Origin of the sequence: Arthrobacter oryzae (assembly GCF_037911235.1) — a bacterium.
In the GTDB taxonomy this organism is placed as follows: domain Bacteria; phylum Actinomycetota; class Actinomycetes; order Actinomycetales; family Micrococcaceae; genus Arthrobacter; species Arthrobacter oryzae_E.
Genome location: NZ_JBBLYW010000009.1, coordinates 1 through 26,934, shown reverse-complemented (window position 1 = coordinate 26,934; position 26,934 = coordinate 1). Strand labels below are relative to the sequence as shown.

At 67.2% G+C, this 26,934-nt stretch carries 28 protein-coding genes and 1 pseudogene; 11 read left to right on the top strand and 18 right to left on the bottom strand.

The genetic code is table 11. The features are described 5' to 3' along the window. The 9 genes and pseudogenes from WMN78_RS03010 to WMN78_RS02970 form a co-directional block, all read right to left on the bottom strand. A pseudogene (locus WMN78_RS03010) lies at nucleotides 1–149 on the bottom strand (3-oxoadipyl-CoA thiolase); the annotation flags it as partial. A gap of 82 nt (nucleotides 150–231) precedes the next feature. After that, nucleotides 232–732, bottom strand: a complete 501-nt coding sequence (gene pcaC, locus WMN78_RS03005) for a 4-carboxymuconolactone decarboxylase (RefSeq protein ID WP_340531937.1) — start codon at nucleotides 730–732, stop codon at nucleotides 232–234. Continuing rightward, on the bottom strand, nucleotides 729–1,547 hold the full coding sequence (locus tag WMN78_RS03000; RefSeq protein ID WP_340531936.1) for an alpha/beta fold hydrolase: 819 nt from the start codon (nucleotides 1,545–1,547) through the stop codon (nucleotides 729–731). The genes pcaC and WMN78_RS03000 overlap by 4 nt, the downstream gene beginning before the upstream one ends. Further along, nucleotides 1,540–3,000: a lyase family protein gene (locus tag WMN78_RS02995; protein ID WP_340531935.1), complete on the bottom strand. Its 1,461-nt coding sequence runs from the start codon at nucleotides 2,998–3,000 to the stop codon at nucleotides 1,540–1,542. The genes WMN78_RS03000 and WMN78_RS02995 overlap by 8 nt, the downstream gene beginning before the upstream one ends. Continuing rightward, entirely contained in the window at nucleotides 2,997–3,587 is a 591-nt protein-coding gene (pcaG, locus tag WMN78_RS02990; protein WP_340531934.1) for a protocatechuate 3,4-dioxygenase subunit alpha, read from the bottom strand. The genes WMN78_RS02995 and pcaG overlap by 4 nt, the downstream gene beginning before the upstream one ends. A gap of 16 nt (nucleotides 3,588–3,603) precedes the next feature. Beyond that, on the bottom strand, nucleotides 3,604–4,512 hold the full coding sequence (pcaH, locus tag WMN78_RS02985; protein WP_340531933.1) for a protocatechuate 3,4-dioxygenase subunit beta: 909 nt from the start codon (nucleotides 4,510–4,512) through the stop codon (nucleotides 3,604–3,606). A 54-nt stretch (nucleotides 4,513–4,566) separates the two neighbouring features. Beyond that, nucleotides 4,567–6,483, bottom strand: coding sequence for a bifunctional sugar phosphate isomerase/epimerase/4-hydroxyphenylpyruvate dioxygenase family protein (locus tag WMN78_RS02980; protein WP_340531932.1), 1,917 nt, complete (start codon nucleotides 6,481–6,483; stop codon nucleotides 4,567–4,569). Next, complete coding sequence (locus WMN78_RS02975) at nucleotides 6,483–7,364, bottom strand: shikimate dehydrogenase (RefSeq protein ID WP_340531931.1); 882 nt, start codon at nucleotides 7,362–7,364, stop codon at nucleotides 6,483–6,485. The genes WMN78_RS02980 and WMN78_RS02975 overlap by 1 nt, the downstream gene beginning before the upstream one ends. 166 nt (nucleotides 7,365–7,530) lie before the next feature. Then, nucleotides 7,531–8,403 carry an IclR family transcriptional regulator gene (locus WMN78_RS02970; RefSeq protein WP_425341105.1) on the bottom strand — a complete coding sequence of 291 codons (873 nt, stop codon included), beginning with the start codon at nucleotides 8,401–8,403 and terminating at the stop codon, nucleotides 7,531–7,533. Between the two features lie 251 nt (nucleotides 8,404–8,654). On the opposite strand from WMN78_RS02970, the gene WMN78_RS02965 reads away from it, so the two are divergent. Further along, complete coding sequence (locus tag WMN78_RS02965) at nucleotides 8,655–9,974, top strand: MFS transporter (RefSeq protein ID WP_340531930.1); 1,320 nt, start codon at nucleotides 8,655–8,657, stop codon at nucleotides 9,972–9,974. A gap of 77 nt (nucleotides 9,975–10,051) precedes the next feature. Here WMN78_RS02965 and WMN78_RS02960 read toward each other — a convergent pair whose 3' ends face one another. The 4 genes from WMN78_RS02960 to WMN78_RS02945 form a co-directional block, all read right to left on the bottom strand. Beyond that, entirely contained in the window at nucleotides 10,052–11,134 is a 1,083-nt protein-coding gene (locus WMN78_RS02960; protein WP_340531929.1) for an ATP-dependent DNA ligase, read from the bottom strand. Nucleotides 11,135–11,207: 73 nt separating this feature from the next. Next, on the bottom strand, nucleotides 11,208–12,581 hold the full coding sequence (locus WMN78_RS02955; RefSeq protein WP_340531928.1) for an NAD(P)(+) transhydrogenase (Re/Si-specific) subunit beta: 1,374 nt from the start codon (nucleotides 12,579–12,581) through the stop codon (nucleotides 11,208–11,210). Then, entirely contained in the window at nucleotides 12,578–12,874 is a 297-nt protein-coding gene (locus tag WMN78_RS02950; RefSeq protein ID WP_340531926.1) for an NAD(P) transhydrogenase subunit alpha, read from the bottom strand. Before WMN78_RS02950 ends, WMN78_RS02955 begins: the two co-directional genes overlap by 4 nt. Next, entirely contained in the window at nucleotides 12,874–14,049 is a 1,176-nt protein-coding gene (locus WMN78_RS02945) for a Re/Si-specific NAD(P)(+) transhydrogenase subunit alpha (RefSeq protein WP_340531925.1), read from the bottom strand. The genes WMN78_RS02950 and WMN78_RS02945 overlap by 1 nt, the downstream gene beginning before the upstream one ends. Before the next feature lie 122 nt (nucleotides 14,050–14,171). Between WMN78_RS02945 and WMN78_RS02940 the strand changes: the two genes are divergently transcribed. Further along, entirely contained in the window at nucleotides 14,172–15,158 is a 987-nt protein-coding gene (locus tag WMN78_RS02940; RefSeq protein WP_340531924.1) for a TIGR03885 family FMN-dependent LLM class oxidoreductase, read from the top strand. Then, the gene (locus tag WMN78_RS02935; protein ID WP_340531923.1) at nucleotides 15,155–16,846 is read left to right on the top strand and encodes an alpha-amylase family protein; all 1,692 of its coding nucleotides are present in this window, start codon (nucleotides 15,155–15,157) and stop codon (nucleotides 16,844–16,846) included. The genes WMN78_RS02940 and WMN78_RS02935 overlap by 4 nt, the downstream gene beginning before the upstream one ends. 80 nt (nucleotides 16,847–16,926) lie before the next feature. Here the strand turns inward: WMN78_RS02935 and WMN78_RS02930 are convergent, their stop codons facing one another. After that, on the bottom strand, nucleotides 16,927–18,255 hold the full coding sequence (locus WMN78_RS02930; protein ID WP_340531921.1) for a glucodextranase DOMON-like domain-containing protein: 1,329 nt from the start codon (nucleotides 18,253–18,255) through the stop codon (nucleotides 16,927–16,929). Between WMN78_RS02930 and WMN78_RS02925 the strand changes: the two genes are divergently transcribed. Further along, nucleotides 18,158–18,637 (top strand): ROK family protein, encoded by a 480-nt coding sequence (locus WMN78_RS02925; RefSeq protein ID WP_340531920.1) that lies wholly within the window; start codon nucleotides 18,158–18,160, stop codon nucleotides 18,635–18,637. The genes WMN78_RS02930 and WMN78_RS02925 overlap by 98 nt on opposite strands. Before the next feature lie 184 nt (nucleotides 18,638–18,821). Next, entirely contained in the window at nucleotides 18,822–19,058 is a 237-nt protein-coding gene (locus tag WMN78_RS02920; protein ID WP_209741870.1) for a hypothetical protein, read from the top strand. A gap of 5 nt (nucleotides 19,059–19,063) precedes the next feature. Here the strand turns inward: WMN78_RS02920 and WMN78_RS02915 are convergent, their stop codons facing one another. Genes WMN78_RS02915 through WMN78_RS02905 form a run of 3 tightly spaced genes read right to left on the bottom strand, consistent with a single transcriptional unit; the run spans nucleotide 19,064 to nucleotide 20,755 of the window. Beyond that, nucleotides 19,064–19,351: a MoaD/ThiS family protein gene (locus tag WMN78_RS02915; RefSeq protein WP_340531919.1), complete on the bottom strand. Its 288-nt coding sequence runs from the start codon at nucleotides 19,349–19,351 to the stop codon at nucleotides 19,064–19,066. Nucleotides 19,352–19,360: 9 nt separating this feature from the next. Then, nucleotides 19,361–20,494 carry an exo-alpha-sialidase gene (locus tag WMN78_RS02910; protein ID WP_340531918.1) on the bottom strand — a complete coding sequence of 378 codons (1,134 nt, stop codon included), beginning with the start codon at nucleotides 20,492–20,494 and terminating at the stop codon, nucleotides 19,361–19,363. Between the two features lie 60 nt (nucleotides 20,495–20,554). Continuing rightward, on the bottom strand, nucleotides 20,555–20,755 hold the full coding sequence (locus WMN78_RS02905; RefSeq protein WP_340531917.1) for a hypothetical protein: 201 nt from the start codon (nucleotides 20,753–20,755) through the stop codon (nucleotides 20,555–20,557). A 156-nt stretch (nucleotides 20,756–20,911) separates the two neighbouring features. Here WMN78_RS02905 and WMN78_RS02900 point away from each other — a divergent pair, with 156 nt between their 5' ends. From WMN78_RS02900 to WMN78_RS02875, 6 genes are all read left to right on the top strand, one after another. Beyond that, nucleotides 20,912–21,418 carry a universal stress protein gene (locus WMN78_RS02900; RefSeq protein WP_340531916.1) on the top strand — a complete coding sequence of 169 codons (507 nt, stop codon included), beginning with the start codon at nucleotides 20,912–20,914 and terminating at the stop codon, nucleotides 21,416–21,418. Continuing rightward, nucleotides 21,415–21,948 carry a DinB family protein gene (locus WMN78_RS02895; protein ID WP_340531915.1) on the top strand — a complete coding sequence of 178 codons (534 nt, stop codon included), beginning with the start codon at nucleotides 21,415–21,417 and terminating at the stop codon, nucleotides 21,946–21,948. The genes WMN78_RS02900 and WMN78_RS02895 overlap by 4 nt, the downstream gene beginning before the upstream one ends. 231 nt (nucleotides 21,949–22,179) lie before the next feature. Continuing rightward, entirely contained in the window at nucleotides 22,180–23,373 is a 1,194-nt protein-coding gene (locus tag WMN78_RS02890; RefSeq protein ID WP_340531914.1) for an MFS transporter, read from the top strand. A gap of 41 nt (nucleotides 23,374–23,414) precedes the next feature. Then, nucleotides 23,415–23,762 (top strand): metal-sensitive transcriptional regulator, encoded by a 348-nt coding sequence (locus WMN78_RS02885; protein WP_340531912.1) that lies wholly within the window; start codon nucleotides 23,415–23,417, stop codon nucleotides 23,760–23,762. 82 nt (nucleotides 23,763–23,844) lie between these two features. Continuing rightward, a complete protein-coding gene (locus WMN78_RS02880; RefSeq protein ID WP_305942864.1) occupies nucleotides 23,845–24,075 on the top strand; it encodes a heavy-metal-associated domain-containing protein in 231 nt (76 codons plus the stop codon). Between the two features lie 54 nt (nucleotides 24,076–24,129). Further along, nucleotides 24,130–26,571: a heavy metal translocating P-type ATPase gene (locus WMN78_RS02875; RefSeq protein ID WP_340531911.1), complete on the top strand. Its 2,442-nt coding sequence runs from the start codon at nucleotides 24,130–24,132 to the stop codon at nucleotides 26,569–26,571. 16 nt (nucleotides 26,572–26,587) lie between these two features. Here the strand turns inward: WMN78_RS02875 and WMN78_RS02870 are convergent, their stop codons facing one another. Then, entirely contained in the window at nucleotides 26,588–26,860 is a 273-nt protein-coding gene (locus WMN78_RS02870) for a DUF2277 domain-containing protein (protein ID WP_340531910.1), read from the bottom strand. Nucleotides 26,861–26,934 lie beyond the last annotated feature (74 nt).

The window sequence follows — 26,934 nt, the reverse complement described above, 5'->3', positions numbered from 1 at the left end:
TCAATCCGCTCCGGATCCAAACCGGGAGCACGCTTGACGATCTCACCGATCACATGCGCCGCAAGGTCATCCGGACGGACTGCGGCCAAACCGGAGCCGAACTTCCCGAACGGGGTGCGCACGGCGTCGTACACAAAAGCCTGATTCATAACTATTCCTTTGTTTCTGGCGGGCCCCAACTGGGTAGCAGTTAATGTCGTGAAACTCGTCTTTCACGACGTTAACTGCGAGCTAGTTGGGCGAAGTGGGGGTGGCGGGGGTGTCTGCAGCGTTGTCCATTGCTGCGGCATCCATTTCTCTAAAAACTTGCTGCGCGGTCTTGAAGGCGGTGTTCGCGGAGGGAACCCCGCAGTAGATGGCGGTCTGCAGCAAGATCTCCTTGATGTCGTCCCTGCTCAGGCCGTTGGTGATGGCTGCGCGGATGTGCATGGCCAGTTCTTCCCAGTGCCCGTGCGCCACCATGGCGGTGATGGTGACGGCGGAACGCATCTGCCGGGTCAGGCCCGGCCGCGTCCAGATGCCGCCCCACGCAATGCGGGTGATCATGTCCTGGAAGTCCTCGGTGAAGGAGTCCTTGTTGGCGTTGGCGCGGTCAACGTGCGCGGCGCCCAGCACCTCGCGGCGCACCACCATGCCGCCGTCGTAGATTTCCTGGCTGGTGGCGTCCGGCTGCACTACACCGTTCCGTTCCGGGCCGGCGGGTGCCCTGCCGGAGGTCTCAGCGCCGCTCATTTGGCCGCTCCGCTGGTTTCGCTCCAGGTAATGAGGCCCCGCAGAAGTTCGGCAACATGGGCGGGCGCCTCGAACGGAGCCAGGTGTGCCACTCCCTCCAGTGTCACGGCATTTGCCGTCCCGCCGCCGGCGGTGATTCCTTCGACGATCTCCTGGGCAAACGACGGCGGCGCAACAGAGTCCTCCGCGCCGGCCACCGCCTGGGTGGGAACACGGATGCTGCCCAGCTCGGCGCGGACGTCGAAGCCGGCCAGGGCTTCGCAGCAGAAGGCGTAGCTGAAACGGTCGGCATCGCGCAGGGAGTGCAGGAGCCGGCCGCTGAGCTCCGGCTCGCGATCCATGAAGCCGGGCGCGAACCAGCGCTGCGCCGAACCCTGGATCATCACGGGCGTGCCCTGGGTGCGGACGGTCTCCGCGCGCTCCAGCCAGCCTTCGGGCGTGCCGATCTTGGCACCGGTGCACTGCACCGACAAGCTCTTCAGGCGTTCGCCGTGCTTGATGCCCAGCTGCAGCCCGGTGGCCCCGCCAAGGGACACGCCCGCGTAGTGGAACCGCTCACCCGGGGCGATGGAATCAACAAGGTCGACGACGGCGTCAGCCAGTTCGGCGACGTCGAACGTTTCCTTCGCGGCCGGTGACACGCCGTGGCCGGGCAGGTCCCAGGCGACGACGTCGTAGTCGGTCCCGAGCAGGGCGCCGGCCTGGGTCCACAGCAGTGAGGACGTCCCCAGTGACGGGCCCACCACCAGCAGGGGCTTGTCCCCCAGCGGTCGCTGGGGGGAGAGCAGTACTGCCTTGACTGTTGGTCTAGCCACGGGGGTCTCCGTTCGGGTCTGTTTCGGTGGGAATGGTCGCAAAGTCGGGGAAGGTGGCCAGGATGCGGCGGTTAATTTCGCCGGCCTGCCCAAGGTAGCTCGCCGGGTCCAGGAGCTCTTCCAGCCGTTCGTCCGGAAGGGCATTGACCGGGACCGCTTGGCGCAGGAGGCGGCGGTACGTAGCGGCCTGCTCCGCGGGCGGAGCCTGGAGGGTCCGGTCCACCACGTCCTGGAGTTGCTGCTTGCCGGTGTGGCCGTCCCGCTCTTCCAGCAGTGGCGCCACGGCGGCGGACACTCCTTCACTGAGCAGCAGCGGACCCGACAGTTCCAGGTTGCGGCGCATGGCCTCAGGGAAGACCTGCAGGCCTTCGGCGAGCTCACGCAGGTGCCCGGCCGAGCCGAGCGCCAGGCGGAGCAACTGCCGGAAGGCCGGCCACTCGCTGTGCCAGGCGCCGTCGGGACGTTCATCGTTGAAGTTGGCCGCCGCCAGGTGGAGCTGCGCGGCCAGGTTCGGGGCCTGCAGTGCGGCGCTGCGGACCAGCACGGACAACACAGGGTTTTGCTTCTGCGGCATGGCCGACGAAACTCCGCGCCCGGCGGCCCGGGGTTCGGCGAGCTCGCCCACTTCCGGCCGGCTGAGGAACAGCACGTCGCCGGCGATCTTGCCCAGCGCGTCCGTCACCGCCGTCAGCGCGTCGCCGAGCGCCGTGACGGCCAGCCGGTTGGTGTGCCATGGACCCGGTGTTGCCGCGAGGCCAAGGTGCGCGGCCAGGTTCCCCGAAAGGTCGAAAGGTGTGTCCACCGAGTCCTTTGTCAGCGCTGTCGCTGCCGCAAGCGTTCCGGCGGCGCCGCCCGTCTGCAGCGGCAGCTCGGCAGTTTCAAGGCGCCGCGCGGCAGCGGCCAGTCCGTGGAACCACTGCGCCGCTTTGAGCCCGAACGTAAACGGCAGCGAATGCTGCGTCAGGCTCCTGCCGACGCACAGCGTGTCCGCATGCTGCTCCGCAAGGGCTGCCAGCGCCGTCGTGATCCCGCGAAGGTCAATGACGAGCGCTGTTACGGCATTCCTTGCCAGGAGCATCAGCGCCGAGTCCAGCACGTCCTGGCTGGTCAGCGAGGTATGCACCGCCCTCACTGCGCCCACGCCGTCCGTGTCCAGTGCCTTGACCTCCGCGCGGAGGTCAGCCAGCAGCGGGATGACCGGGTTGGCACCGCCCTGCGCGCGGACGGCGATGCCGGCCACGTCATAGCGGTCCACGTCCGCGGCGGCATCCACGATGGCGGCGGAGCCGGCAGGTGCGAGGCCGGCCTTCTCCAGCACCGAAGCCCAGCCGGCCTCGACGGCGAGGATCGCCGTGAGGACCGCCCGGTCCCCCGTCAGCGCCGCCACAACGGGCGACGCCGACACGGGACTGAGGAGGCCGACGTCGCCCTCGGACAGGTGGGAATCAATCACTGCGCGGCGCCCCCGGCAGCCGCACCCTCGAAGTCGAGGAACACGGTTTCGCCCTCGCCCTGCAGCCGGATGTCCCAGGTGAGTCCGCCGTCCGCATCGCGGCGGGCAATCAGCGTGCTGCGGCGTTCCGCGTCCAGGGACGACAGCAGCGGATCGGCGGCCAGCGCTTCCTCGTTCTCCGGCAGGTACACGCGGGTGAAGAGGCGGTTCATCAGGCCGCGGGCAAACACGGCCACGGAAATGAAGGCCGCCGAGCCGGGCTCGGTGGGGCCGGGATTAACCGTGGTGAAGGTGTACACGCCGGTGTTGCCCACGGCGCTGCGGCCGAAGCCGGTGAAGGTGTAACCGTCCCGGACCATCGAACCGGTCCGGTGCACGACGTTGCCCTCGGAATCCGGCTGCCAGATTTCCAGGATCGCGTCCGGGATGGGGTGTCCGGCGCCGTCGTACACGGTGCCCTGCAGGCGGATGGAGCCTGGTGAACCCGGAGCCAGCAGTTCTCGGTCCTTCTCGTACGGGAGCGCGTAGCCGTAGAAGGGGCCAACGGTCTGCCCGGGGGTGGGGGTCAGTTTGGTGGGGTTGCTCATCCGACTACTCTCCTGCCTATTCATTATCGTCGCCTGCTGTACCGAAGGCTTCGTTTTCGGTCCAAGTCCGCTTGGAGCCCGTCAGGACAATGTCCCACTTGTAGCCGAGCGCCCACTCGGGCTTGGTCAGGTCGTGGTCGTAGCTGGCCACCAGGCGGTCGCGGGCATCCTGGTCCACGATGGACTGGTAGATGGGGTCCAGCGGGAAGAGCTGGTCACCCGGGAAGTACATCTGGGTGACGATGCGCTGGGTGAATTCCTGCCCGAACAGCGAGAAGTGGATGTGCGCAGGGCGCCAGGCGTTGAGGTGGTTCTTCCACGGGTACGCGCCGGGCTTGATGGTGGTGAAACTGTAGGAGCCGTCGGCGCCGGTGATGCAGCGGCCCACGCCGGTGAAATTGGGGTCAAGCGGGGCGGGATGCTGGTCCCGCTTGTGGATGTAGCGGCCGGCCGAGTTGGCCTGCCAGATCTCCACGAGCTGTCCGGCCACGGGACGGCCGTCGCCGTCGAGCACGCGGCCCGAGACGAGGATGCGTTCACCCAGGGGCTCACCGTTGTGCTGGATGGTCAGGTCCGATTCCAGCGCATGTACATCCATGTGGCCGAAGGCCGGTGAGTACAGTTCGATGGTTTCCGGATCCGCGTGGTGCAGGTCCTTGGTCGGGTGGCGCAGGACGCTGCTGCGGTACGGTGCGTAGTCCAGCCGGGGCTGGATTTCCGCCTTGGCCCCGTCCTTGAGCGCTTTCGCATACGCTTCGCCGATCGACTTCATCTCGGCGCTGAGGTCCGCCTGCGATTCCGCAGCGGCGTCAAGCGGCGCATAGGTCTTGGGTGCGGCTTCGGTTCCGGCCTGGGGCGCCGCGTCCGACACGTCTTCGGTGATGGGGTCGGCATTGAAAATTTCAAGGTTGATGTCTTCAGGCACAGCAGCCTCCTTTCAGTTGGTGGTGTTGGTTGTGGTGTGGTTGGTCTGGTCTGGTCAGGTGGAGCGGCTTAGCTGGTGCAGGTGGTCGTACTGGACGGCGTGCCGCACCGGCGCGTTGGGCGCACCATAGCCGTCGTAACCGCCGCGGCGTTCCACCATTTCGAAGAACACGCTGCCCACGGTGGCGGTGTAGAAGTGCAGGAACTCGCCGACGGCGTCGCGGTCGTACAGCAGGTTCAGTTCCCGGAGCGTGGCCAGGAAGGCGGGGTCGAGGTCGAACCGCGCGTCCAGGTCCTCGTAGTAATTGGCCGGGATCCGCAGGAAATCCAGTCCCCGGTCGCGTGCTGCGCGGGCTGTCTCCACCAGGTCGTCCACGGCGAAGGCGATGTGCTCCTGGTAGGTCTTGCGGTGGGCTGTTCCCGCCTCCGCGCCGTCCTGCTGGATCACGGGGGCAAGGTTCAGGACCAGGCGGACCGCGCGGTCCGCCGTCAGCATCACCTGCGACCGCACCAGTCCGCTGGGGCTCGGCACTTCTGCGAACGGCTGCGGCTCGAGGGCCAGGGCACTGGTGTAGAAGAGGACGGCTTCATCAAAGTGCTGCCACGGCTGCGCAAGGTTCACGTGGTCGATCACCGCGCTGCGGCCGCCGGCGGCCGGGACCTCCAGCCCTTCGCCAAACTCGCGGGTCCAGGCGGCGGTGCCGTCCGGACTGCCCTGGCAGAGGAAGATCTCGGTGGAATCCGGCGCCGCGAAGCCCTGGAACACCTCTTCGTTGGCCTGGCTCTTGCGGGGCACGGCCGGCGCTTTGAGCTGCTGGGCGCGTGCGGCGGCAATCACGGGCGAATCGACGTCGAAGCCGAGGGCGGCAATCGCGGGTGAAGAGTCCCCGGCGTCCACGGATGCCTCGTTGATGATCACGCGTGCGTGGCCCATGCTCCACAATTGCACGTCTTTGGTGCGGTGTCTGCCGTTGAATTCAAATCCCAGCTGGCCCAGCACCGTCTCGAGACCTGCGGTATCAGCGGCTTTGACCTCGGCGAAATTGAACCCTGCCGGTTCGGCCACCTGCGGGAGGGTGGCAAGTTCCATGGGATAGCGACGGCGGCCGGCGGCCGTGTCCGCTGATCCTCCTCCAGGAGTGGAGGCGTTGGTATCCAGCCACTTGGCGCTCTGCTCCTCCAGCCAGATCAGTGAGCGCATGGCGTCCACGGCGGTGCGTTCGACGTCGGACTGGCGGAAGACGTCGTTGAAGACTTCCAGCGACACCGGCCCGGTGTATCCCGCGCGGACCACGTGGCCCATGAACTTTGCGAGCTCAAACTGGCCCTCGCCGGGGAAGACCCGGTAGTGGCGGCTCCAGGACAGCACGTCCATGGACAGCTTCGGGGCGTCGGCCACCTGGACGAAGAAGATCTTGTCCGCGCTGAACCTTTCGATGGGCGCCGTGTCCCAGTCGCGGGAAAGGATGTGGAAGGAGTCCAGGCAGGTTCCCAGGTTCGGGTGGTCCACGGTTTCCACGAGGCGGTGGGCGTGCTCGTAGTCGTTGACGTACTTGCCCCAGGCCAGCGCCTCGTAGGCCACCTTCACGCCATGGTCCCCGGCGAGTGCGGCCAGCCGTCCCAGCTGTTCTGCGCGCAGGGAGTCGTCGTCAATCGTGGCCGTGCCAACGTTGGAGCAGACCAGGATCGTGTCCATGCCCAGGCGGGACATCAGCTTGAACTTGGCTTCCGCGCGGCGGAGGTTAGCGGCGAGGAAGTCCTCGGGAACGCTGTCGAAGTCGCGGAACGGCTGGTAGAGGTCCAGCGTCAGGCCCAGGTCAGCGGCCATCCTACGGACGTCCTCCGGGCTGAGGGACGAGGTGACCAGGTCCTGCTCGAAGATTTCGATTCCGTCGAAGCCGGCAATGGCGCAGGCCTGCATTTTTTCCTTCAGCGTGCCGGACAGGCACACGGTGGCGATTCCGGTGCGCATCAGGCAGCCACCTCTTCGGCGGCCACGAGTTCCAGGAAGTGGGAGCGCATGCGGTCGGCATCCGCTTCCAGCCCCGTGAAGATCCTGAAGGCGTCCGCTGCCTGGCCAACGGCCATGCGGCCGCCGTCCAGCACCTCGCAGCCCTTGGCACGGGCTTCGCGGACCAGTTCGGTTTCGATCGGGCGGTAGACAATGTCCGCCACCCAGTGCCGGGATTCGAGCAGGGAGAGGTCCAGCGGCACGCCCGGGTGCGCGGCCATGCCTACGGGGGTGCAGTGCACCAGACCGTCGGCGAGGGGCATCAGCTGCGGCAGTTCCGCCGTCGTGCGTGCCGTGACGGTGCTGTCCGGGAAGAACCCGGCCAGTTCGGCGGCGCGCGCGGCACAGCGGGCGGCGTCCGTGTCCACAAGGTCAAGGTGGCGGACGCCGGCGGTGAGCAGGGCATATGCGACGGCGGAACCGGCACCGCCGGCGCCCAGCTGGACCACGCGGTCAAGCTTTGCGCCGGGGAGGCCCGAGGCAAGGGCGGCCGCGAAGCCGGAGAAGTCCGTGTTGTGGCCAATGAAGCGACCGTCCCGGATGGTCACGGTGTTGACTGCGCCGAGGCGGCGGGCGTCCGGCGAAATTTCATCGAGGTGGTCCAGGACCAGCTGCTTGCACGGGTGGGTGATGTTCAGCCCGTTGAAGCCGAGGCGGTGGGCGCTCTGCAGGAGCTCTCCCACGGATTCACCCGGCAGGCCCAGCTCCAGCAGGTCGATGGGGCGGTAGAGGTACCGCAGGCCCTGCACGTCGCCTTCGCGTTCGTGCATGGGGGGCGTGAGCGAGGGCATCACGCCATCGCCTACGAGGCCCACCAGAAAGGACTCTGCTCGATTGCTCATCCGTTTAGCTCCTTTGACAACGGCACTCGGCTTGCCGGGACGCACTGGGCGCCGGCTGCTCGCCGGGTGATAGGGATTACAGTACAGGAAATGTTCACATGTTGCACTATTGTTCTTATCGCGAACAAAGCGTGACGACGGCGGCAGGCAACGAGGGTGCAGCGCCTCATCGCTGCGGGAGTCTTGCGGCCAGTTCGGCCGCGGCTTCCTGCAGTACCGGCACAAGGGCCACCAGGTCCTCCAGGCTGAGCCGGAAGACCGGAACCGCCGTGGCCAGGGATGCGAAGGCGTAGCCCTGGGCATTGAAGACGGGGACGGCCACGGCGCGCATGCCCAGCTCGTTTTCCTCATCCATGACGGCATAACCGCGGCGGCGGACCTGGTCGATCTCGGCCCGGAAGGCCTCCCGGTCCGTGATGGAAAATTCCGTCAGCGGCTCCAGCTCCAGCTCCTCCACCAGGCGCCCCCTCTCGGCATCCTCGGCAAAAGCAACCAGCGCCTTGCCCACCGAGGTGGTGTGCAGCGCGCCGAGATGACCCGGATCGCTCGTGACGCGGAACGTCTGCGGGCCGTCCACCTTATTGACGGTGAGGTGGTGGTTGCCGTCCCGGACGGAGAGGATGGTGGCCTCCCCGGTCTTATCGGTGACCCGTCGAAGGATAGGCAGTGCCGTGCCGGCAAATCCGTGGTGGTTGGATACCCGCTGGCCCAATTGGAAGACGCGCAGGCCCAGGTGGTAGCGGCGGCCGTCCGGCTCATAGTCCACAAAACCGTCGCGCGTCAGCGAACCAAGCAGCCGGTACGTGGTACTGAACGGCAGCTCCGCGCGGCGGGACAACTCCGCGGCGCTGGCTCCCCGCGGCTCATCACCCAGCAGGACAAGAAGGCCCAGGGCCTTGCCCACCATGTCCGTACGGGAGTCTTCCTTGGCCGCCTTCGGCGGCTTCACAGGTTCCGCCGCACCCTCCGCCGCACTTTCCGCCGTGGGCCCGGCCGTCGCAGCGCCGCCTTCAAGCTCTGTGGTTTGTTTCACACTCATACCTCGATGTTGCCACATCGTGAGAGCTATTTCTAGATGGTGATTGTTTTTCTTGACAAGTGACAGCCCTCACAGTCATCATTGCTATATCGCACAAGTAGCTCCCACCATGTGGCTACTCGTCCGGGTCTTCACACGGACCACCAGCCGCCGCCGCGAACCTGAGGCAAACACGGAGCCTGAGGCCCGACGCGCGGCAGCTGCGAAAATCCTGATCCATCCGCGACAATGTCGTCACACAAAGGAACACCATGAGCCAGACACTCCCGTCCACGACGCCGGGCACCGTTGCACCGGCCGGGACCCCGAAGAAGGCAGCCCTCGCCAGCTTCCTGGGAAGCGCCGTCGAGTACTACGACTTCTTCATCTTCGGTTCCGCCGCAGCGCTGATCTTCCCGCACGTGTTTTTCCCCAATGCTGATGCCAACGCCGCCATCATGTCCTTCGCCACGTTCGGCTTCGCCTACGTGGCACGCCCGATCGGCGCCGTCATCCTGGGCCACTTCGGCGACCGCGTGGGCCGGCAGAAGGTCCTGATGTTCACCCTGGTGCTGATGGGAGCCTCCACCTTCCTCATCGGCTGCCTCCCCGACTTCAACACGGTGGGCTGGTGGGCTCCGGCCCTGCTGGTGCTCGCCCGGCTGTGCCAGGGCCTCTCCGCAGCCGGCGAGCAGGCCGGCGCGTCCTCCATGACCTTGGAGCACGCCCCGGACAACCGCCGCTCCTTCTTCACCTCCTGGACCCTCACGGGCACCCAGGGCGGCCAGATCCTCGCCGCCCTCGTCTTCATCCCGGTGCTCGCCCTGCCCGATGAGATCAAGTACGGCATCGGCTGGCGCGTCCCGTTCTGGCTCAGCGCCGTGGTGGTCCTGGTAGCCTTCTTCATCCGCCGCACCCTGCACGAACCGCCGGCATTCGCCGAAGCCCAGAAGTCCGCCGCCATCTCAAAATTGCCTGTTGCCGACCTCCTGAAGCACCACTGGCGCGACGTCCTCCGCGTGGTGGCCTGCGCCTTCATCGCCGCCGTGTCCACCGTGTTCGGCACCCTGGCCATCAGCTACGCCAAGACCGTGGCCGGCGTCGACGGCACCACCACCCTGTGGCTCGTGGTGGGCGCCAACCTCGTGGCCCTCGGCACCCAGCCGCTGTTCGGCATGCTGTCGGACAAGATCGGCCGCAAGCCCGTCTTCATCTACGGCGCCGTAGCCAGCGCCATCCTGACGCCGGTCTTCCTGCTCAGCCTTGAATCCGGCAGCGTCCCGCTGATGTTCCTGGCCGCCATCGGCTTCTTCTCCTTCGGCTACGCAGCCTCCAACGCCGTCTGGCCGTCCTTTTACGCCGAAATGTTCAGCACCAGGGTCAGGTTCTCCGGCCTGGCCATCGGCACCCAGCTCGGCTTCCTGATGGCCGGCTTTGCCCCGGCGATCGTGGCTGCCATGGGCGGCATCAAGCCCGGCGGCTGGGTCCAGATCAGCATCTTCACGGCAGTTATCTGCGGTATTTCGGCAATCTCTGCCCTCACGGCCAAGGAGTCCTTCAAGACTCCCACCCGCGAGCTCGGCCTCAAGTAAACGCGCAATATACGACGGCGGCCCGTCCCCTCCCGGGGGCGGGCCGCCGGTGTTTAACCAGGAGGCTCAAACAAAGGTCAGGTGGCGAGCACCTCGGCGAGGTTGTACTTCACCGGCTCTTCCAGCTGGTCGTAGGTGCAGGATTCCGGGTCCCGGTCCGGCCGCCAGCGGACAAACTGGGCGGTGTGGCGGAACCGTTCACCTTCCATGTGGTCGTACTTCACTTCCAACACCCGTTCGGGGCGGAGCGGGACGAAGGACAGGTCCTTGCCGGCGCTCCACCGGCTGCCTTCGGCGTTGCGCGGCGTCCGGCTCCCCTCCTCCTGCTTGGCCCAGGCCCAAGGGTGGCCGTCGAAATCCGTCACCAGCGGCTGGAGTTCCTCGAACAGCTCTTTGCGGCGCTGCATCGGGAACGCGCCCACCACCCCCACACTGGCCAGCTTGCCGTCGCCGTCATACAACCCGAGCAGCAGGGACCCGATCCGGTCCGGTCCGCTGGTGTGCACGCGGTAGCCGGCCAGCACGCAGTCCGCGGTGCGCTCGTGCTTGACCTTGAGCATGACGCGTTTGTCCGGCAAGTAAGCGCCGTCCAGTGCCTTGGCCACGATCCCGTCGAGGCCGGCTCCCTCGAACTGGTGGAACCACTGCTGCGCGGTGGCGTTGTCCAGGGTGGCGGCGGTCAGGTGGACGGGCGCGGAACTGCCGGCGAGTGCCTTCTCCAGCATGCTGCGCCGCTCGGAGAACGGCCGCCCGGTAACATCCTCGTCACCCAGGGCCAGCAGGTCGAAGGCCACGAACCGAGCGGGTGTCTGTGCCGCGAGGAGCTTCACCCGGCTGGCCGCCGGGTGGATCCGCTGCTGGAGCGCATCGAAGTCCAGCCGGTCGCCGGAAGCGCCCACCAGGACGATTTCGCCATCGACCACGCACCGCGGCGGGAGGTTTTCCTTGAGCGCCTCCACGACCTCGGGGAAGTAACGGGTCATGGGCTTGCCGTTGCGGCTGCCGATTTCCACCTCGTCGCCGTCCCTGAAGATGATGGACCGGAAGCCGTCCCATTTGGGTTCAAAGCTCCACTTCGGGCCGGAGTCCGGGACTTCGGGCAGGCCGCTGACGGATTTGGCGAGCATGGGCGCGATCGGGGGCATCACCGGCAGTTGCATAACGCCCATTCTTGCCCGGCGGTCCGCTTCGCACCACCCCCGGCGCACGTCCCGGCGGGGCGGACCTGCGCAGCTACAGGGCCTTGACAGCCCCCAGTACCTTGGTCAGCGAGTCTTTCGCATCACCGAACAACAGGGTGGTCTGCGGCTCGTACAGCAGTTCATTCTCGATCCCGGCGAAGCCCGGCCGCATGGACCGCTTGAGGAACACCACCTGCCGGGCGTCGGCCACTTCCAGGATCGGCATGCCGTAGATGGGCGAACCGGAGGACGTCTTGGCCGCCGGATTCACCACGTCGTTGGCGCCCACCACCAGGGCAACGTCGGCGGTCTTGAATTCCGAGTTGATCTCGGTCATTTCCTTCAGTTCCTCGTACGGCACGTTGGCTTCGGCCAGGAGCACGTTCATGTGCCCCGGCATGCGGCCGGCCACGGGATGGATGGCAAAGTCCACCTGGATTCCGCGCAGCTGCAGGGCCTTGGCCAGTTCCGCGGCGGTGTGCTGGCCCTGGGCCACGGCCAGTCCGTAGCCGGGAACAATGATCACGCGCTGCGCGTAGCCCAGCAGCACGGCCACGTCCTCCGCGCTGGAGGAGCGCACCGGACGCTCACTGACCGCGGTGGAGCCCGCCGTCGAGCCTCCCCGGAAAGCCCCGAACAGGATGCCCGCCACGCTGCGGCCCATGGCGGCAGCCATGGCCCGGGTCAGGATGGTACCGGAGGCTCCCACCAGGGTGCCGGCCACCAGCAGCAGCACGTTGCCCAGCACCAGGCCCGAGGCCGCGACGGCCAGGCCGGTGAAGGCGTTCAACAGCGAGATGACGATCGGGACGTCCGCGCCGCCCACGGGCAGCACCAGGAAGATGCCCGCGGCGAGTCCCAGCACCAGGAGCACCAGTGCCAGCGGCAGTAAACCGGTCAGGACGACGGCGACGCCGGCACCCACCGCCGCCAGCAGCACCGCTGCCATGATCACGGGAAGCCCCGGGAAAACCACCGGGCGGGTGGTCATGAGTTCCTGGAGCTTGGCGAAGGTGACGGCGGAGCCGGCGAAGGACACGGCACCCACCAGCAGGGTGAAGGCGATCGCCAGGCGGACCCAGGCGTCCGCCGTGTGCCCGAGTTCCAGCAGTGCCACGAGCGCAGCGGCGCCGCCGCCCACGCCGTTGAACGCGGCAACGAGCTGCGGCATCTGGGTCATCTTGACGCGGCGGGCCACCGGAGCAGCCACCGCGGAGCCCACGGCAATCGCGCCGAGGATCCACGGAATATTGTCCAGCCGCGCGGAAAGGAACACGGTGGCCACGCCCAGCACGGCACCCGCCGCGCCCACAAGGTTGCCGCGGCGGGCAGTGCGCGGCGAGTTCAGGCCCATGAGCGCCAGGATGAACAACACTGCCGCCAGCAGGTAAAGGATGCCCGTCCAGGTCGGGTCCAGGATGCTCATCGCGGCCCCTTCCCGTCCCCGCGCCCGCGGAACATCTCCAGCATGCGGTCGGTCACCACGAATCCGCCCACCAGGTTCGCAGTGGCCAGCACCACGGCGAGCAGCGCGACGGCGAGGACCCACGGGTTCCCGGCCTGGCCGGCCACGATGATGGCACCCACCAGGATGATGCCGTGGATAGCGTTGGCCCCGGACATGAGCGGTGTGTGGAGCGTGCTGGACACTTTCGAGACCACTTCGAAGCCCACGAAGACCGCCAGTACGGTGATCGTGAGCAGGCTGATGCCGTCCATCAGGCCACCCCCTCGTTGTCGGATGCGCGGTTGGCGGGTACGGCCAGGGCGTCCGCGGTGGGCGCATGCCGCACCTCGCCGTCGTGCGTCAGGCAGGTGCCTGCCACCACTTCGTCGCCGAAGTCCAGGACCAAGGTTCCGTCCCGGACCACCAGGGCCAGCAGGTTGGCCACGTTCTTGGCATACAGCCGGGAGGCGTCGGACGGCATGGCGGAAGCGGCGTCCTGCATTCCAACCAGAGTTACGGTGCCCTGGCCGTCGGCGGTCTCCACCGCGATGTCCTGCCCGGGAACCGACCCCTCCACGTTGCCGCCGGACTCCGCGGCGAGGTCCACCACCACGGAGCCGGGACGCATGCCCTGCACCATTTCCCGGCTCACCAGGAGCGGGGCCCGCCTGCCGGGGACAGCCGCCGTCGTAATCAGCACGTCCGCCTGGGCCACGTACGGCGCCAGCAACTGCCGCTGCAGGGCGCCGCGGTCAGCGCTCAACTCCCGCGCGTAACCGCCGGAGGCCTCGGCCGTCTCCAGGTCAAGCTTGATGAAGGTGCCGCCCATCGAGGCGACCTCGTCCGCCGAGGCGGGCCGGATGTCGTTCGCGGACACCCGGGCGCCCAGCCGTTTTGCCGTGCCGATGGCCTGCAGCCCGGCCACGCCGACGCCGAGCACCAGCACGCGCGCCGGCGGGATGGTCCCGGCGGCCGTCATGAACAGCGGGAAGAAGCGGGGCAGGCGGATGGCAGCTTCCAGCACGCAGCGGTAGCCTGCCACGAGGGCCTGGGAGGACAGTGCGTCCATCGACTGGGCCCGGGAGATCCGGGGCACCAGTTCGAGCGCGAAGGAGGTGACCCCCGCGGCGGCCAGCGCCCGGACAGTGGGCAGTTCGGACGACGGTGAGGCGAGGCCCGCGGTGACGGCACCGCGGCGCAATGCCGCCGCCGTCGCCGGTTCCAGCGGCCGCACGTGGGCGAGGACATCGAGTGATCCGGGATCCAGTTCGGGGACGATCCGTGCTCCGGCCCGGACGTAGGAGCCGTCACTGTGGCCGGCCGCGGTTCCCGCCCCGGATTCCACCAGGACCTCAAGCCCCAGGCCGATCAGCTGCTGCACCGTTTCCGGTGTAGCAGCCACCCGCCGCTCGCCCTCGCGGTGTTCCCGCACAATGCCTAACTTCACCCGCCACTCCCTTTCCAGCGTCATCGCTGTCCGAGTCGGTACTGGCTAGAGTCTATGCAGAAAGATCCGGCTCCGCCGGTGCTTTGCTCGACACACGCACTCCCCGCCGGTAGACATTAACGATGGCAACTATCGGTTTTCACGCATCGCATGAACAGATCAGCCCCGCCCGACTGCTCCAGGACGTCCAACTAGCCGAGCAGGCGGGCTTCGACGCCGCCATGTGCTCGGACCACATCGAGCCCTGGTCCGCGCGCCAGGGCCACTCCGGTTTCGCCTGGTCATGGCTGGGGGCCGCACTGGCCACCACCTCACTCCGTTTTGGTGTGGTCACCGCACCGGGCCAGCGCTACCACCCCGCGATCATCGCGCACGCCTCGGCCACCCTGGCGGACATGTTCCCCGGGCGGTTCTGGATGGCTCCGGGCAGCGGGGAGAACATGAATGAGCACATCACGGGCGATGCATGGCCGGCGAAGGAAACGCGCCAGCAGCGCCTGGAGGAGTGCGTGGACGTCATCCGCCGCCTCCACAACGGCGAGGAGGTGACCCACCACGGCCTGGTCACTGTGGAACAGGCACGGCTGTGGGACGTTCCGGAAACCAAGCCGCCGCTGATCGCCCCCGCCATCAGCGTGCAGACCGCCCGGCGCGCAGCGGTCTGGGCGGACGGCCTGGTTACCGTCAACCAGCCCCACGCGAAGCTAAGGGAAATGCTCGCCGCCTACCGGGACAACGGGGGCAGGGGCAAGGCCGTGCTGCAGATCCACCTGTCCTGGGCACCGCGGGAGGAAGACGCGGTTTCGATTGCCCTGGACCAGTGGCGCTCCAACGTCTTCGCACCGCCCATCCCCTGGGACCTGCCCACCGCAGCCCACTTCGACGGCGTCAGCACCGACGTCGGCGAGGACCAGGTCCGCAGGGCAGTCAATATCTCTTCCAGCCTGGAACAGCACGCCACCTGGCTGCAGGAATACGCGGACCTGGGCTTCGATGAGCTGTACCTGCACTTCGTGGGCCAGGAACAGAAACCCTTCATTGAGGCGTTCGCCGAACACGTCCTCCCCCGGCTCCGGGCTGGCGACCGGACCCGGGCGGTGACGGCATGAGGATCGCCGAGACGTCCGATCTGTGGTGGAAGAACGCCGTGGTTTACTGCCTCGATCCGGAAACCTTTTTCGACAACGACGGCGACGGCACCGGGGATTTCGGCGGCCTGACCCAGCGCGTGGACTACCTGGCCGCGCTGGGGGTCACGTGCATCTGGCTCATGCCCTTCTACCCCTCGCCGGACCGGGACGACGGCTACGACATCACCGACATGTACGGCGTGGATCCGCGCCTGGGCACCATGGGCGACGTGGTGGAGTTCATCCGGACAGCCAAGGACCGGGGAATGCGGGTGATCGCGGACTTCGTCATCAACCACACCTCGGACAAGCACCCTTGGTTCAAGGAATCCCGGAAATCCATAGACAACCCCTACCGGGACTACTACGTGTGGCGGAAGGACACTCCCCCGGACACGTCGGAACAGGTGGTGTTCCCGGGCGAGGAAACGTCCATCTGGACCCAGGACAAGGCCACCGGCGAGTGGTACCTGCACATGTTCGCCAAACACCAGCCGGACCTGAACGTCGCCAACCCGAAGGTCCGGGACGAGATCGCCAAGTCCATGGGTTTCTGGCTGCAGATGGGGCTGGACGGGTTCCGGCTGGATGCCGTGCCGTTTTTCCTGGAGCTGCAGGGCGTGTCCAAGGAGGATGCGGCGAAGATCGATCCGCATGACTACCTGGCTGCGCTGCGCAGCTTCCTGAACAGGCGCAACGGGAGTGCTGTGCTCCTGGGCGAGGTCAACCTCCCCTACAAGGAGCAGGTGAAGTACTTTGGCGGGCCGGAAGGCAATGAGCTGAACATGCAGTTCGACTTCCTGAGCATGCAGAACCTGTACCTTTCCCTTGCCCGGGAGGATGCCCGCCCGTTGGCCAAGACCCTCGCCGGCAGGCCTGCCATCCATCCGGACAACCAGTGGGCCATGTTCGTCCGCAACCACGACGAGCTGACGCTTGACAAGCTCAGCGATGAGGAGCGGGCCGAAGTCTTTGCCGCCTTCGGCGCGGATCCGGACATGCAGATGTACGGCCGCGGGCTCCGGCGCCGCTTGCCCCCGATGCTCGACGGCGATCCCGCCCGGATCCGCATGGTCTACTCGCTGATGTTCTCCCTGCCCGGAACACCGGTCCTTTTCTACGGCGAGGAAATCGGCATGGGTGAGGACCTGCGCGCCGAGGGCCGGTCGGCCGTGCGGTCCCCCATGCAGTGGAATGACACCGATAACGGCGGATTCTCCACCGCCCCGGCGGACAAGCTGGTGGCGCAGGTGGTTGAGGGCTACTTCGGACCCAAGAACATCAACGCCGCCCAGGCCGTCCGGGACCCTGACTCGCTGTGGAATTTCATCGCCACCCTCATCCGGCGCTACCGGGAGAGCCCGGAGCTCGCCTGGGGCGACTTCGAGCTCATCAAGCAGGCCAACCCAGGGGTGCTGCTGCACAGCTGCACCCGCGCCGGTTCAACGCTGGTCCTGGCCCACAACATGGCCGCGCAGCCGGCCTCAGTCACGGCAAAGGTTGTTTCCCCGGAAGACCCCAAGGAGACGTTCGGCGGTGCCATCCTGCTGGACCTGCTCGACGGCGAAAACGTCGCCTTGGCGGACGACGGCGGCTTTGAACTGGAGCTGGAACGCTACGGCTACCGCTGGTTCAGGATCCAGCGTCCCGGCGACAAGCGGATCTGACGCAGCAAGGCACGACGCCGGCGCGCCCCCTTGTCGGAGGAACGCCGGCGTCGCGCTGATGGTTGCGGAGCTGCCGGGCGCTAATTCGTCAGTCCCACCATCGGGACCACCACCGGCGATCCCGCCCGCCAGTCGAGGACGGCGGCCTGGCTCTGGCCTTCGCCCACAATAACGTCCAGGGCGTTGGGGTCCCTGGTGTCGGTGTCCCGGGAGTCCAGGCCGCCGTCGAAGACTCCGGCGCCTCCGCCGAAGCGCCATTCCTTGATCCAGGACGGATCGCCGGCTGCCCAGTAGTCGCCGTCGTACACCGGGCGGACATTGCCGGTCCCTTCGCCTGCCTCGGCGTTCCCGAACATCGCCACGGACATCCGCGCAGTTGCCGGATCCAGGCTGCCCAGTGCCGCCTTGGGCACGCGGGTGACAATCTGCCGGGCCTCGGGGACGGCCAGCAGGCTCACTGCAGACGTCCGCGTGCCGTCGGGCGAGAAGACACCGGCTCCGTCGAAGCGGCCGTCGGTGACGATCACGGAATCCCATCCGTGCTCAACATTGATGTTGGTGCCGGGCAGGCCGGGGGTGGAGCCGCCCGCGCCGGTTCCCAGGTAGATGTTCACCCGCTGGTGCGAGATGCCCTGGCCACCCCAGGGGTTGGTGACCTCCCCGGCGATGGTGGTGACGAACGCGTAGTTCTCGCCGGCGTCGTACACTTCCACTCCGGTGAGGTCGAAGGCGCCGGGCACGTAGGCGGGGTTGGTGGGGTAGGTGTAGCTGCCGGGACCGTTGTCGTCACCGCTGGGGTCCGCGAGGGCTCCGAGGCGGGTGCCGTAGTAAAGCACGGTGGTTTCTTCCTGGGCAGTGCCTCCGTCCGCGGCCACTCCCGCCACGACGATCTTGTTCTTCGCACCGGTCAGCGGAACATCGAGCGAGAAGGATCCGACGCCGTCCGCACCGGCCGTGACCGGCGCCTCGGTAACGGTGCCGTTCACGGAAACGTACACCCTGGAAGCGTTAGTGGTGCCGGCGACGGTTGTGCTGGCGGCGTCCGCGGTTGACAGGGCAGCCGGGCTGGACAGGTCCAGTTCCGGCGTAGAGAAGGTGGCGCCGGAGGCGTAGCGGGCGGCCACATTCGCCGGCCTTTCCACCGGGGAGCCGTTGTCCACGCCGGCCGCGAGCCTCACGTACTGGGCCATCGCCCAGGACAGCGACGAGGCGGAACCGGTGCTGCGTCCCAGTTCGTGGCCGTAGGAGGTGGGCTCCTCCGAGTCCCAGACCTGTTCCGGAATCATGAAGCCGGCATTGGCAGCCGAATGCATGGTCTGCAGGTACGGCAGGGCGTCCTCGCCGTTGGCCAGCGCATACTCGCCGCGCTCACCGCTCAGCAGCGGCGCGGTCGCCGCAGCCGAAATCATTGCGGGCGAGCGGGACGAAGATCCGGACGCCAGCGCCCTGGTCGTACTGTCCGGAGGTAACCCTGGCGGCATGACCGCCGAAATCGTGGTCGAAGCGGCCCGGCGCGGAGACCCGGCCGCCGTCGAGGTCATCACCCTGGTAATGGAGCGCACTGCCCGCGTTGCCGCCGTCGTCAGCACCTTGCTGGACCCGGAACTCCTGGTGCTGGCCGGCGGACCGGCGGGGGCAGGGGACGTCCTGCTCCCGGCTTTGGAACACCAGCTACACCGGCTCAATTCCGCCCGGCCCAGGCTGGCGGCCTCCACCCTTGGCGACCACTCGGCCCTGGTGGGCGCCGTCCGCCTCGCCCTGGACCATGCTTTCGAGGGACTGCTGGACTGACACGGGACGGTTCGCTGGTGGCCCCACGCGTGGCCACCAGCGAGGCGCGCCGGGAGCGGAAACAGTGGAGGCGCGGAAAACTAACGCGCCCATTACCGGCATGAAACGCGGCGGCAACAATGGCGCAGCACACTGGATGTGCCGGCAAATGCAGGCACAAGCTCCAGCTCAGGAGGCCCTCGCCATGTTGAAGGAAGCCAAAGCCCATGTGACCCGCGTTCGCGCCCTGGATCAGCTGCACCGCGGCGACGAGATTGAAGCCCGCCTCTCGGTGGGTCCCAGCTATGACGACGTAGTGATCCGCCGGGGCCGCGTGCAGGAAACTGCGCCGGGCATCGGCGTCGTATGGATCATGGACCGCCAGACCGGGATGCGCAAGGCGATCAATTCGGACGAGTGCAGTATCTGGCGAGTAGCCTGAGCCCTTCAGCCGCCGGCCACGGACTGGATGATCACCACTTCCTGGCCGGCAGCCACTTCAGTTTCCAGTCCCTGCAAGCGCCGGACCTCGTCCCCGTTCACGTAAATATTCACGTAGCGGCGGAGGGCTCCGGTTTCATCCCTCAACCGCCTCGCAAGCACGGGATAGTCCCCTGCCAGCGAGTCCAGCAAGAACCCCACAGTCACCGCCCCGTCGGCGGGTGTAGTCAGGATGGACTGCCCGCCGGCGAGCGGCTGGAGGACACTGGGCAGTACCACGCTGATGTCAGCCACAACGGACCCTCAAGCGGGCACCGGAGCGTCTGGCACCAGAGCCGCGGATACCACGGCGGCGCGGACACACAGGACATCCGGCAGATGTGACACCACTTCGGTGAAGTGCTCACCCTCGTCCGGGCTGGCGTAGACCGAGCCACCGCGCGTTCCGAAGTACACCCCGGCCGGTTCTGCGGAATCCACCGAGGCAGCGTCACGGAGCACCGCGTTGTATTCGCCCTGCGGCAGCCCGGAATCCAGGCGTTTCCAGGTCTTCCCGGCATCGTCCGTCCGGTGCACGGCCAGCTTGCCGTCGGGCGGGATGCGTTCGCCGTCGGCCTTCAGCGGGATCACCCACGCGGTGCCGGCCCGCCGTGGATGGGTCAGCATCACGAAGCCGAAATCGGCCGGCAGGCCCTCCGCAATTGATTCCCAGTTCTCGCCGTTGTCATCCGTGCGGTACACGCCGTGGTGGTTTTGGGCGTAGAGGCGGCCCTCGACGGCGGAATCCGCAGCGATCTTGTGCACGCACTGGCCGAATTCCGGGTTGGGATCCGGCATGAAGTACGCCGAAATGCCCTTGTTCCGGGGTTCCCAGGAGGTTCCGCCGTCGAGCGAGCGGTATACGCCGCCCGTGCTCATGGCCACATGCACGTTGTCCCCGGACGGATTGACAACGATCGAGTGTGCGGCCGCTCCGCCGTACCCGGCGCCCCACTCGCTGCGGTGCGGATGGTCCCACAGCCCGCGGTTCAGTTCGAAGTGTTCGCCGCCGTCAGTGGATTTCCAGACAGAGATGGGTTCGGCCCCGGCCCAGACCACGCCCGGACGGGATTCTGCGTCGGGGTAGATCTGCCAGATGCGCTCCACGGCGGCGTCCGCACCCTCGGGGAACTTGATGGCGCCCTGTTCCGGCTCGGTCCAGGTCGCGCCGAGGTCGTCCGAGTGTGCAACGGTAGGTCCCCAGTGCTCGGAGCGGACACCCACCATGATCCGGGTACGCCCGTTGCGGGTGTCGATGCCGATGCTGGGGACTTCGCTCATCAGAAAATGGGGGCCGGACATGGACCATGTCTGCCGGTCCTGGCTGGTCGCCAGCCACAGCCCTTTTTTGGTTCCGATCGCTAGGACATAACTCTCTTCGGTGGCCATGCACCCCATGCAACCACTCCGGCGCGGAGGCTGCAATGGTTTCGGCGCGGCATTGTTGGCCGCGAAAAGTCAGTCCACGAATTCAGACTGGGTCTCGATGAAGTCCCAGTCCGCACGCGTGAGGACCCCGGTGGCGGTGTCCGGATGCGGGCCGCCGGCCTCGGCAATCCCTTGCAGCACGAACAACGGCAATTCATCCGCACGCAGGTTTTCGCGCAGCCATTCCTTGCTGGCCAGATCCAGATCAAGCCACCACATGTAGATTTCCACCGCGGACCACCTCTCCCTATGCCTCAACGTTATTCCGAGGCAAGGGGGTGTACAAGGGCACAAGGGCCGTGGTGCACGACCCGAACCAGGCACCTTCCGGTGACCTGACGGCCCGGCTTTGCTGTTCAAGCAATGCCGGCGGGGCCACAATGGAGTATGTCTCCTGAACGCTTCAGCGGCCCGCCCCCCTTGGTGGTCGGCGTGCTGCCCGGCCAGCACCCGGAGGTGCTGCAGGCGGCCACCGGCCTCGCAGAGAAGTTGGGCGTGCCCCTGCTGTGCGCCTACGTGGACGAGGCCAGCTACCTGGTCGAGTGGGACCCGGCGCGGTCGGCGCACCGGATGTCCCTGCACCCGGACAAGGACGACGCCGAAATCCGCGCCGTGAACGAAGACCTCCGCGCCATGGTGGGCGCCGCCAGCGCCGCGAAGTCGGTGGAGTGGACATTGCGGATCCTGTCCGGCGACCCTGCCCGCGCCCTGGGTCGAATGGCGGCGGAGGCCAACGCTTCCATGATCATCGTGGGAACGCCGGAGCGCGGACTGGGGCACCGCCTCTCGGCAGCCCTCAACGGTTCCGTGGCTGCGTGGCTGACCCACCACCAGGACCGTCCCGTCCTGGTGGTCCCCGCCCACTTGGGCGCCCACCGGGACATGCCCGCGTGACTGCCGCTCCGGGCACCGTTCAGCACGGGTACGAGCGCAATTGCAGGGAACTCGAACGATGGCTGGCCGCCGCGTCCGACGCGGACCTCCGCCGCCTCAGCGCCGGCACCCGCTGGACCAATGAGGAACTGCTGTTCCATATGGTTTTCGGCTACATGGTGGTGCAGGCCCTGCTGCCCCTGGTCCGCTTTTTCGGAGTGCTGCCGAGGCCTTTCAGCCGGGCGTTTGCATGGATCCTCAACGCCGGAACCGCACCGTTCGACGTCGTCAATTACCTGGGGTCCAAGGCTGCGGCCAGATTCTTCAACCGCAGGAGGATGGCGGCAAAGCTCCTGCGGGTCACGCGCAGCCTCGAGCGGCGGATGGGACGCGAGACGGCTGCGGCGATGGGGCGGGGCATGTCCTTTCCGGACCGCTGGGACCCGTTCTTCACCCCGTGGATGTCATTGGCGGATGTCTATGCCTACCCCATTCAGCACTTCGACTTCCATGCCACCCAGCTGAGCTTTGGCCACGGCACGGGGCCGTGAGGACACGCCGCAAAGCACGCTGGAAAAGAGGGAACAAATGAGGGACGAAAGGCCCTATAAAAGTAAAGCGAAAGTAGTTATTCAAGGTGGTGGCGTTCACGGCTAGCGCCAAGTAAGCTGAATTTCGCAGGAAGATGTTGGACCTGCCCCATAAGCTGCTCCGGAGTGCGTATCCCCCAATAACGCACTCCGGAGCTTTTTAATGTCCAGCCGTCTGCCAGGAGCCGCCCCGTGACCACAGCGCCAAGCCACACGCCCACCGCGGCACCCGCCGTCACTGCGCCGCTCTACGCAGCCGGCTTTGTCACAGCCTTCGGCGCACACAGCATCGCCGCCGGAATGGGAGCCCACAGCGGTGACATCGGGCTGAGCCTCCTCAATCTGGGGATCCTCCTCGCCGTTTATGACCTTGCGGAGGTGGTGCTCAAACCCGTTTTCGGAGCACTGAGTGACCGCATCGGGACCAAGCCCGTGGTGGTGGCGGGGCTCTTCGCTTTTGCCCTCATGTCGCTGATCGGGTTGTGGGGCGCGAACCCCCTGATGCTCGGCCTCGCCCGGATCGGCCAAGGTGCGGCAGCCTCAGCCTTTTCGCCGGCCTCCTCGGCAATGGTGGCGCGGCTCGCCGGCCGCAACGCAGGAACGTATTTCGGCCGCTACGGATCGTGGAAAAGCCTGGGTTACGTTGCGGGGCCGCTGATCGGGGCGGCGCTGATCTTCTTTGGCGGCTTCACCTTCCTCTTTGCCGCCCTGGCCGTTCTCGCCGCGGCCACCGCGATGTGGGCGATGGTGGCACTGCCGCGGCTGGACCCCTTGCCCCGGCCCCGATACACGCTGCTGGACCTTGCCGGCCAGGTCACGCACCGCAGCTTCCTGGTCCCCACCCTCGTTCTGGCAGCAGCAACCGGAGCCCTGGGCACAGCCATCGGCTTCCTCCCCGCGCTGGCCACGCGGCACGGCCTGGATCCGGTGGCCGCCGTGGCCGCGGTCAGCCTGCTGGCGCTGGCTTCCGCTGCTACCCAACCTTGGATTGGCCGGCTGCGTGATCAGGGCCGGCTGCACGACGGTCCCGGCATGACTGCAGGGTTGCTGCTGACGGCGGCTGGGATCGCCGGCGTCGCCCTGTTTCCCGGGCCGGCCACTATCTTCGCCGCCGCGGCGGCCATCGGCGTGGGGATCGGCACCGCCACACCGCTGGGCTTCGCGCACCTGGCGGCCACCACACCGCCTGAGAGGCTCGGCCGGACCATGGGGTCAGCTGAGCTGGGAAGGGAGCTTGGCGATGCCGGCGGCCCCCTTCTGGTGGGTGCCGTTGCCACAGCATCAGCGCTGCCCGTGGGACTGGGAGTTCTCGCCGCGGCGGTCGCCGCCACATCGCTGCTCGGCATCGGCAGCAGCCTCAACAGCAACCATAGGGATACCCCCTAGGGGTACTTGCTTTATACCCCTGAGGGGTATACGTTGAAGGCATGGACTCGCCAGAAAACGCCGCCGCCCGGACCGGGGACGCCGAAACCGCACCCCAACATGGCTACACCTCGAACAAGGAGGCCTACCTGCTGCGGCTCAAGCGCATTGAAGGCCAGGTGCGGGGCATCGCCCGGATGGTGGATGAGGACAAGTACTGCATCGACATCCTCACCCAGGTTGCCGCCGTGAACAAGGCCCTGCACGCCGTGAGCCTTGGCCTCGTAGAAGAGCACATCGGCCATTGCGTCATTGGTGCCGCCTCGGAACCCGACCCGGCACTCCGCGCGGAAGCCATCGATTTCAAGGTCAAGGAGGCCACCGATGCCATCGGGCGCCTGCTGCGGTAACGGCAGCCACCACACCCTACGGATGATCCAACCGGATCAAACCGGCACCATCGGCAGCGCCGAAACAAAGAGGAGCAAAACCATGAGCCCCGTATCCACCACCGTGAACGTGTCCGGCATGACCTGCGGACACTGCGTGTCCTCCGTCAGCGAAGAACTCGAGGCCCTGGAAGGCGTGGAAGCGGTCGACGTCGACTTGAACGCAGGCGGCATTTCCACCGTGACCATCACCTCCGACAAGGCACTCTCCCGCTCCGAAATCGGTGAAGCCGTGGCTGAGGCCGGCTACCTGGTGGTGGCCAACGAAGCCTGAGCCGGCTGCCGCCCCATGCCCCCGCGAAACCGAAACTGACATCGAGGACATTCCGTGAGTAACGAGCAACTGCTGCACCAGCCGGGAACCCGGGTTATTGAACTCGACATCGAAGGCATGACCTGCGCTTCCTGCGTGGGCCGGGTGGAACGCAAACTCGGCAAGCTCGAGGGCGTGGAGGCCTCGGTGAACCTGCCGCTTGAGTCAGCCCAGGTCACGGTCCCGGCGGGAATCACCGACGAACAAATCACGGCCACCGTCGAAGCCGCAGGCTACAAAGCAAAGGTCCGCCCGCCGCGCTATCCAAGTCGAGTGGCCGGCCGCGAAACCTCCCCCGCCGAGGTTTCGACCGGCTCAACCACCGGCTCCGGCGCACTGCCCGCAAGCGGCGACGCCGGGGGCATGCGGCAGCATGCGTCAAAGCGAGACACGAGCGAGCATGCAGAGCATGTCGCCGGTGGTGCCGCGGCTGGTGACCACATGGCCCACGGCGGCGCCGCTGCCCCACTTAAACCGCGGCTCATCGTCGCCGCCATCCTCACCGTCCCGGTGTTCGCAATCTCGATGCTCCCGGCGTTCCAGTTCGCCGACTGGGGCTGGGTTGCAGGAGTTCTGGCCTTGCCCGTGGTCACGTGGGCGGCCTGGCCGTTCCACCGCGCCGCCGCCATCAACGCCCGGCACTTTGCCTCCACCATGGACACCCTGGTTTCCATCGGCGTCATAGCCGCCTACCTGTTCTCCGCCTGGCAGTTGCTGGCCGATCCCCGCATGACCGAACATCCAGGCATGGAGATGGGCACGGGGGGCCTCTACTTCGAGGTGGCCGCCGTGGTCACCACTTTCCTGCTTTTGGGCCGCTATCTTGAAGCCAACGCGAAGCAGAAGGCCGGTGACGCCCTGAAGGCGCTGCTGAACCTGGGGGCGAAGGACGCCACGGTGCTGGCCGACGGAACCGAACTCAGGATTCCGGCCGAGCAGCTGGCCGTGGGCGACGTCATGGTGGTCCGCCCCGGCGAGAAGATCGCCACGGACGGCGTGGTGATCGACGGCGCCTCCGCGGTGGACACCTCCCTGGTCACAGGTGAGTCGGTGCCCGTCGAGGTGGGTCCCGACAGCCCGGTCACAGGCGCCACCATCAACACCTCCGGCCGCCTCCTGGTCCGCGCCACCCGGGTTGGCTCCGAAACCACGCTGGCACAGATGGCCCGCCTGGTTTCCCAGGCCCAAACCGGAAAAGCACCCATTGCACGCCTCGCGGACCGCATCAGCGCGGTGTTCGTTCCGATTGTGCTGGCCATCGCCGCAGTCACCTTCGGGGTGTGGCTCCTGGTCGCCGGGCCGGCCATCACGGATGCCGAGCTGCGCGCGGCCTTCACCGCCGCCGTGGCGGTCCTGGTCATCGCCTGCCCCTGCGCCCTGGGCCTGGCCACTCCCGTGGGCCTCCTCACCGGCACGGGCCGCGGCGCCCAGCTGGGGATCCTGATCAAGGGCCCGCAGGTACTCGAAGACACCCGCACCGTGAACACCATCCTGCTGGACAAGACGGGGACGGTGACCACCGGCCACCTTGCCGTCGACGGCACCTTGGCCTTCGGCAGTCACAGCGGCGCTGACGTGCTGCGCCTTGCCGGGTCAGTCGAGGCCGCTTCCGAGCACCCCATCGCCCATGCGATTGCAGCTGCTGCGCTGTCCGCAGAGCGCAGGCACGACGACGGCGGCCGGCTTCCCGCCGTCGAGCAGTTCCGGTCCGCGCCGGGAGGCGGAGTTTCCGGCCGCGTGGACGGCCGGCCGGTCATCGCCGGACGGACGGGCTGGCTGCAGGAAAACGGCATACCGGTCACAGCCGAACAGCAGGAGGCGCTCCAGGCCGCCGAGGAGTCCGGTGCCACCGCAATCTGGGTTGCCGTAGACGGCCAGCCGGCGGGCATTGTCTCCCTGCGCGACACCATCAAGCCGGGCTCGGCTGAAGCGATTTCGCGGCTGAAGCAGCTGGGCCTCCGGCCGATCCTGCTGACCGGGGATAACGCCGCGGTGGCCGCGCAGGTGGCCGCCGCCGTCGGAATCGCTCCGGACGACGTGTTCGCGGGAGTGCTGCCGGAAGGCAAGGTCGACGCCGTGCGTAAGCTGCAAGCCGCCGGCGCCACCGTGGCCATGGCTGGCGACGGCGTAAATGACGCGGCGGCCCTTGCCCAGGCCGATCTCGGCATCGCCATGGGATCGGGCACGGACGTGGCCATCGAAGCCGCGGACCTGACCGTGATGGGCAACGACCTGGCGCAGGTAGCGCAGGCCATTGAGCTGTCCCGGCGCACGCTGGCCACCATCAAGACCAACCTGTTCTGGGCATTCTTCTACAATGCCGTCGGCATTCCCGTCGCGGCGCTCGGCTTGCTGAACCCCATGATCGCCGGGGCCGCCATGGCCGCGAGTTCAGTGCTCGTGGTGGCCAACTCACTCCGGCTCCGCAACTTCGGCAAGCCCTCCCCTGCCAGGTAGCTGGCCGGCGCGGAGCCTAGGCGGCGCCGAAGCGGACAGCCGCCTTGGCACGCGCCTTGGCGGCTTCCTCATCCCGGTCCCTGGCCGGGGCATGGGTCACCAGCGAATCGAGCAGGTGCTGGGTGGCATGGGCGATCTCGTGCACAGCGCGGTTGAATGCCTCCTCGTTCGCCTTGGACGGCTTGGTGCTGCCGCTGATTTTGCGCACGTACTGCAGCGCAGCGGCCTCCACCTCCGCCGACGTGGCATGGGGCTCAAAATTATGCAGGGTCCGAATGTTGCGGCACATATTCCCATGCTAGGCTCTGGACCGCCTGGGATCGAGGCCCGCAGCCCGTTCCGGCGACGCGTCACGCCGCAGCT

What these genes read in the sequence shown, in the direction of transcription:
- WMN78_RS02955 (WP_340531928.1), bottom strand. Translation starts at nt 12,581, where the DNA reads ATGAGCATCCTGGACCCGACCTGGACGGGCATCCTTTACCTGCTGGCG.
- pcaC (WP_340531937.1), bottom strand. Translation starts at nt 732, where the DNA reads ATGAGCGGCGCTGAGACCTCCGGCAGGGCACCCGCCGGCCCGGAACGG.
- WMN78_RS02900 (WP_340531916.1), top strand. Translation starts at nt 20,912, where the DNA reads ATGTCTCCTGAACGCTTCAGCGGCCCGCCCCCCTTGGTGGTCGGCGTG.
- WMN78_RS02920 (WP_209741870.1), top strand. Translation starts at nt 18,822, where the DNA reads ATGTTGAAGGAAGCCAAAGCCCATGTGACCCGCGTTCGCGCCCTGGAT.
- WMN78_RS02930 (WP_340531921.1), bottom strand. Translation starts at nt 18,255, where the DNA reads ATGATTTCGGCTGCGGCGACCGCGCCGCTGCTGAGCGGTGAGCGCGGC.
- WMN78_RS02885 (WP_340531912.1), top strand. Translation starts at nt 23,415, where the DNA reads ATGGACTCGCCAGAAAACGCCGCCGCCCGGACCGGGGACGCCGAAACC.
- WMN78_RS02935 (WP_340531923.1), top strand. Translation starts at nt 15,155, where the DNA reads ATGAGGATCGCCGAGACGTCCGATCTGTGGTGGAAGAACGCCGTGGTT.
- WMN78_RS02880 (WP_305942864.1), top strand. Translation starts at nt 23,845, where the DNA reads ATGAGCCCCGTATCCACCACCGTGAACGTGTCCGGCATGACCTGCGGA.
- WMN78_RS02980 (WP_340531932.1), bottom strand. Translation starts at nt 6,483, where the DNA reads ATGCGCACCGGAATCGCCACCGTGTGCCTGTCCGGCACGCTGAAGGAA.
- WMN78_RS02870 (WP_340531910.1), bottom strand. Translation starts at nt 26,860, where the DNA reads ATGTGCCGCAACATTCGGACCCTGCATAATTTTGAGCCCCATGCCACG.
- WMN78_RS02950 (WP_340531926.1), bottom strand. Translation starts at nt 12,874, where the DNA reads ATGGACGGCATCAGCCTGCTCACGATCACCGTACTGGCGGTCTTCGTG.
- WMN78_RS02910 (WP_340531918.1), bottom strand. Translation starts at nt 20,494, where the DNA reads ATGGGGTGCATGGCCACCGAAGAGAGTTATGTCCTAGCGATCGGAACC.
- WMN78_RS02970 (WP_425341105.1), bottom strand. Translation starts at nt 8,403, where the DNA reads ATGAGTGTGAAACAAACCACAGAGCTTGAAGGCGGCGCTGCGACGGCC.
- WMN78_RS02960 (WP_340531929.1), bottom strand. Translation starts at nt 11,134, where the DNA reads ATGCAACTGCCGGTGATGCCCCCGATCGCGCCCATGCTCGCCAAATCC.
- WMN78_RS02975 (WP_340531931.1), bottom strand. Translation starts at nt 7,364, where the DNA reads ATGAGCAATCGAGCAGAGTCCTTTCTGGTGGGCCTCGTAGGCGATGGC.
- pcaG (WP_340531934.1), bottom strand. Translation starts at nt 3,587, where the DNA reads ATGAGCAACCCCACCAAACTGACCCCCACCCCCGGGCAGACCGTTGGC.
- WMN78_RS02965 (WP_340531930.1), top strand. Translation starts at nt 8,655, where the DNA reads ATGAGCCAGACACTCCCGTCCACGACGCCGGGCACCGTTGCACCGGCC.
- WMN78_RS02940 (WP_340531924.1), top strand. Translation starts at nt 14,172, where the DNA reads ATGGCAACTATCGGTTTTCACGCATCGCATGAACAGATCAGCCCCGCC.
- WMN78_RS02925 (WP_340531920.1), top strand. Translation starts at nt 18,158, where the DNA reads ATGGTCTGCAGGTACGGCAGGGCGTCCTCGCCGTTGGCCAGCGCATAC.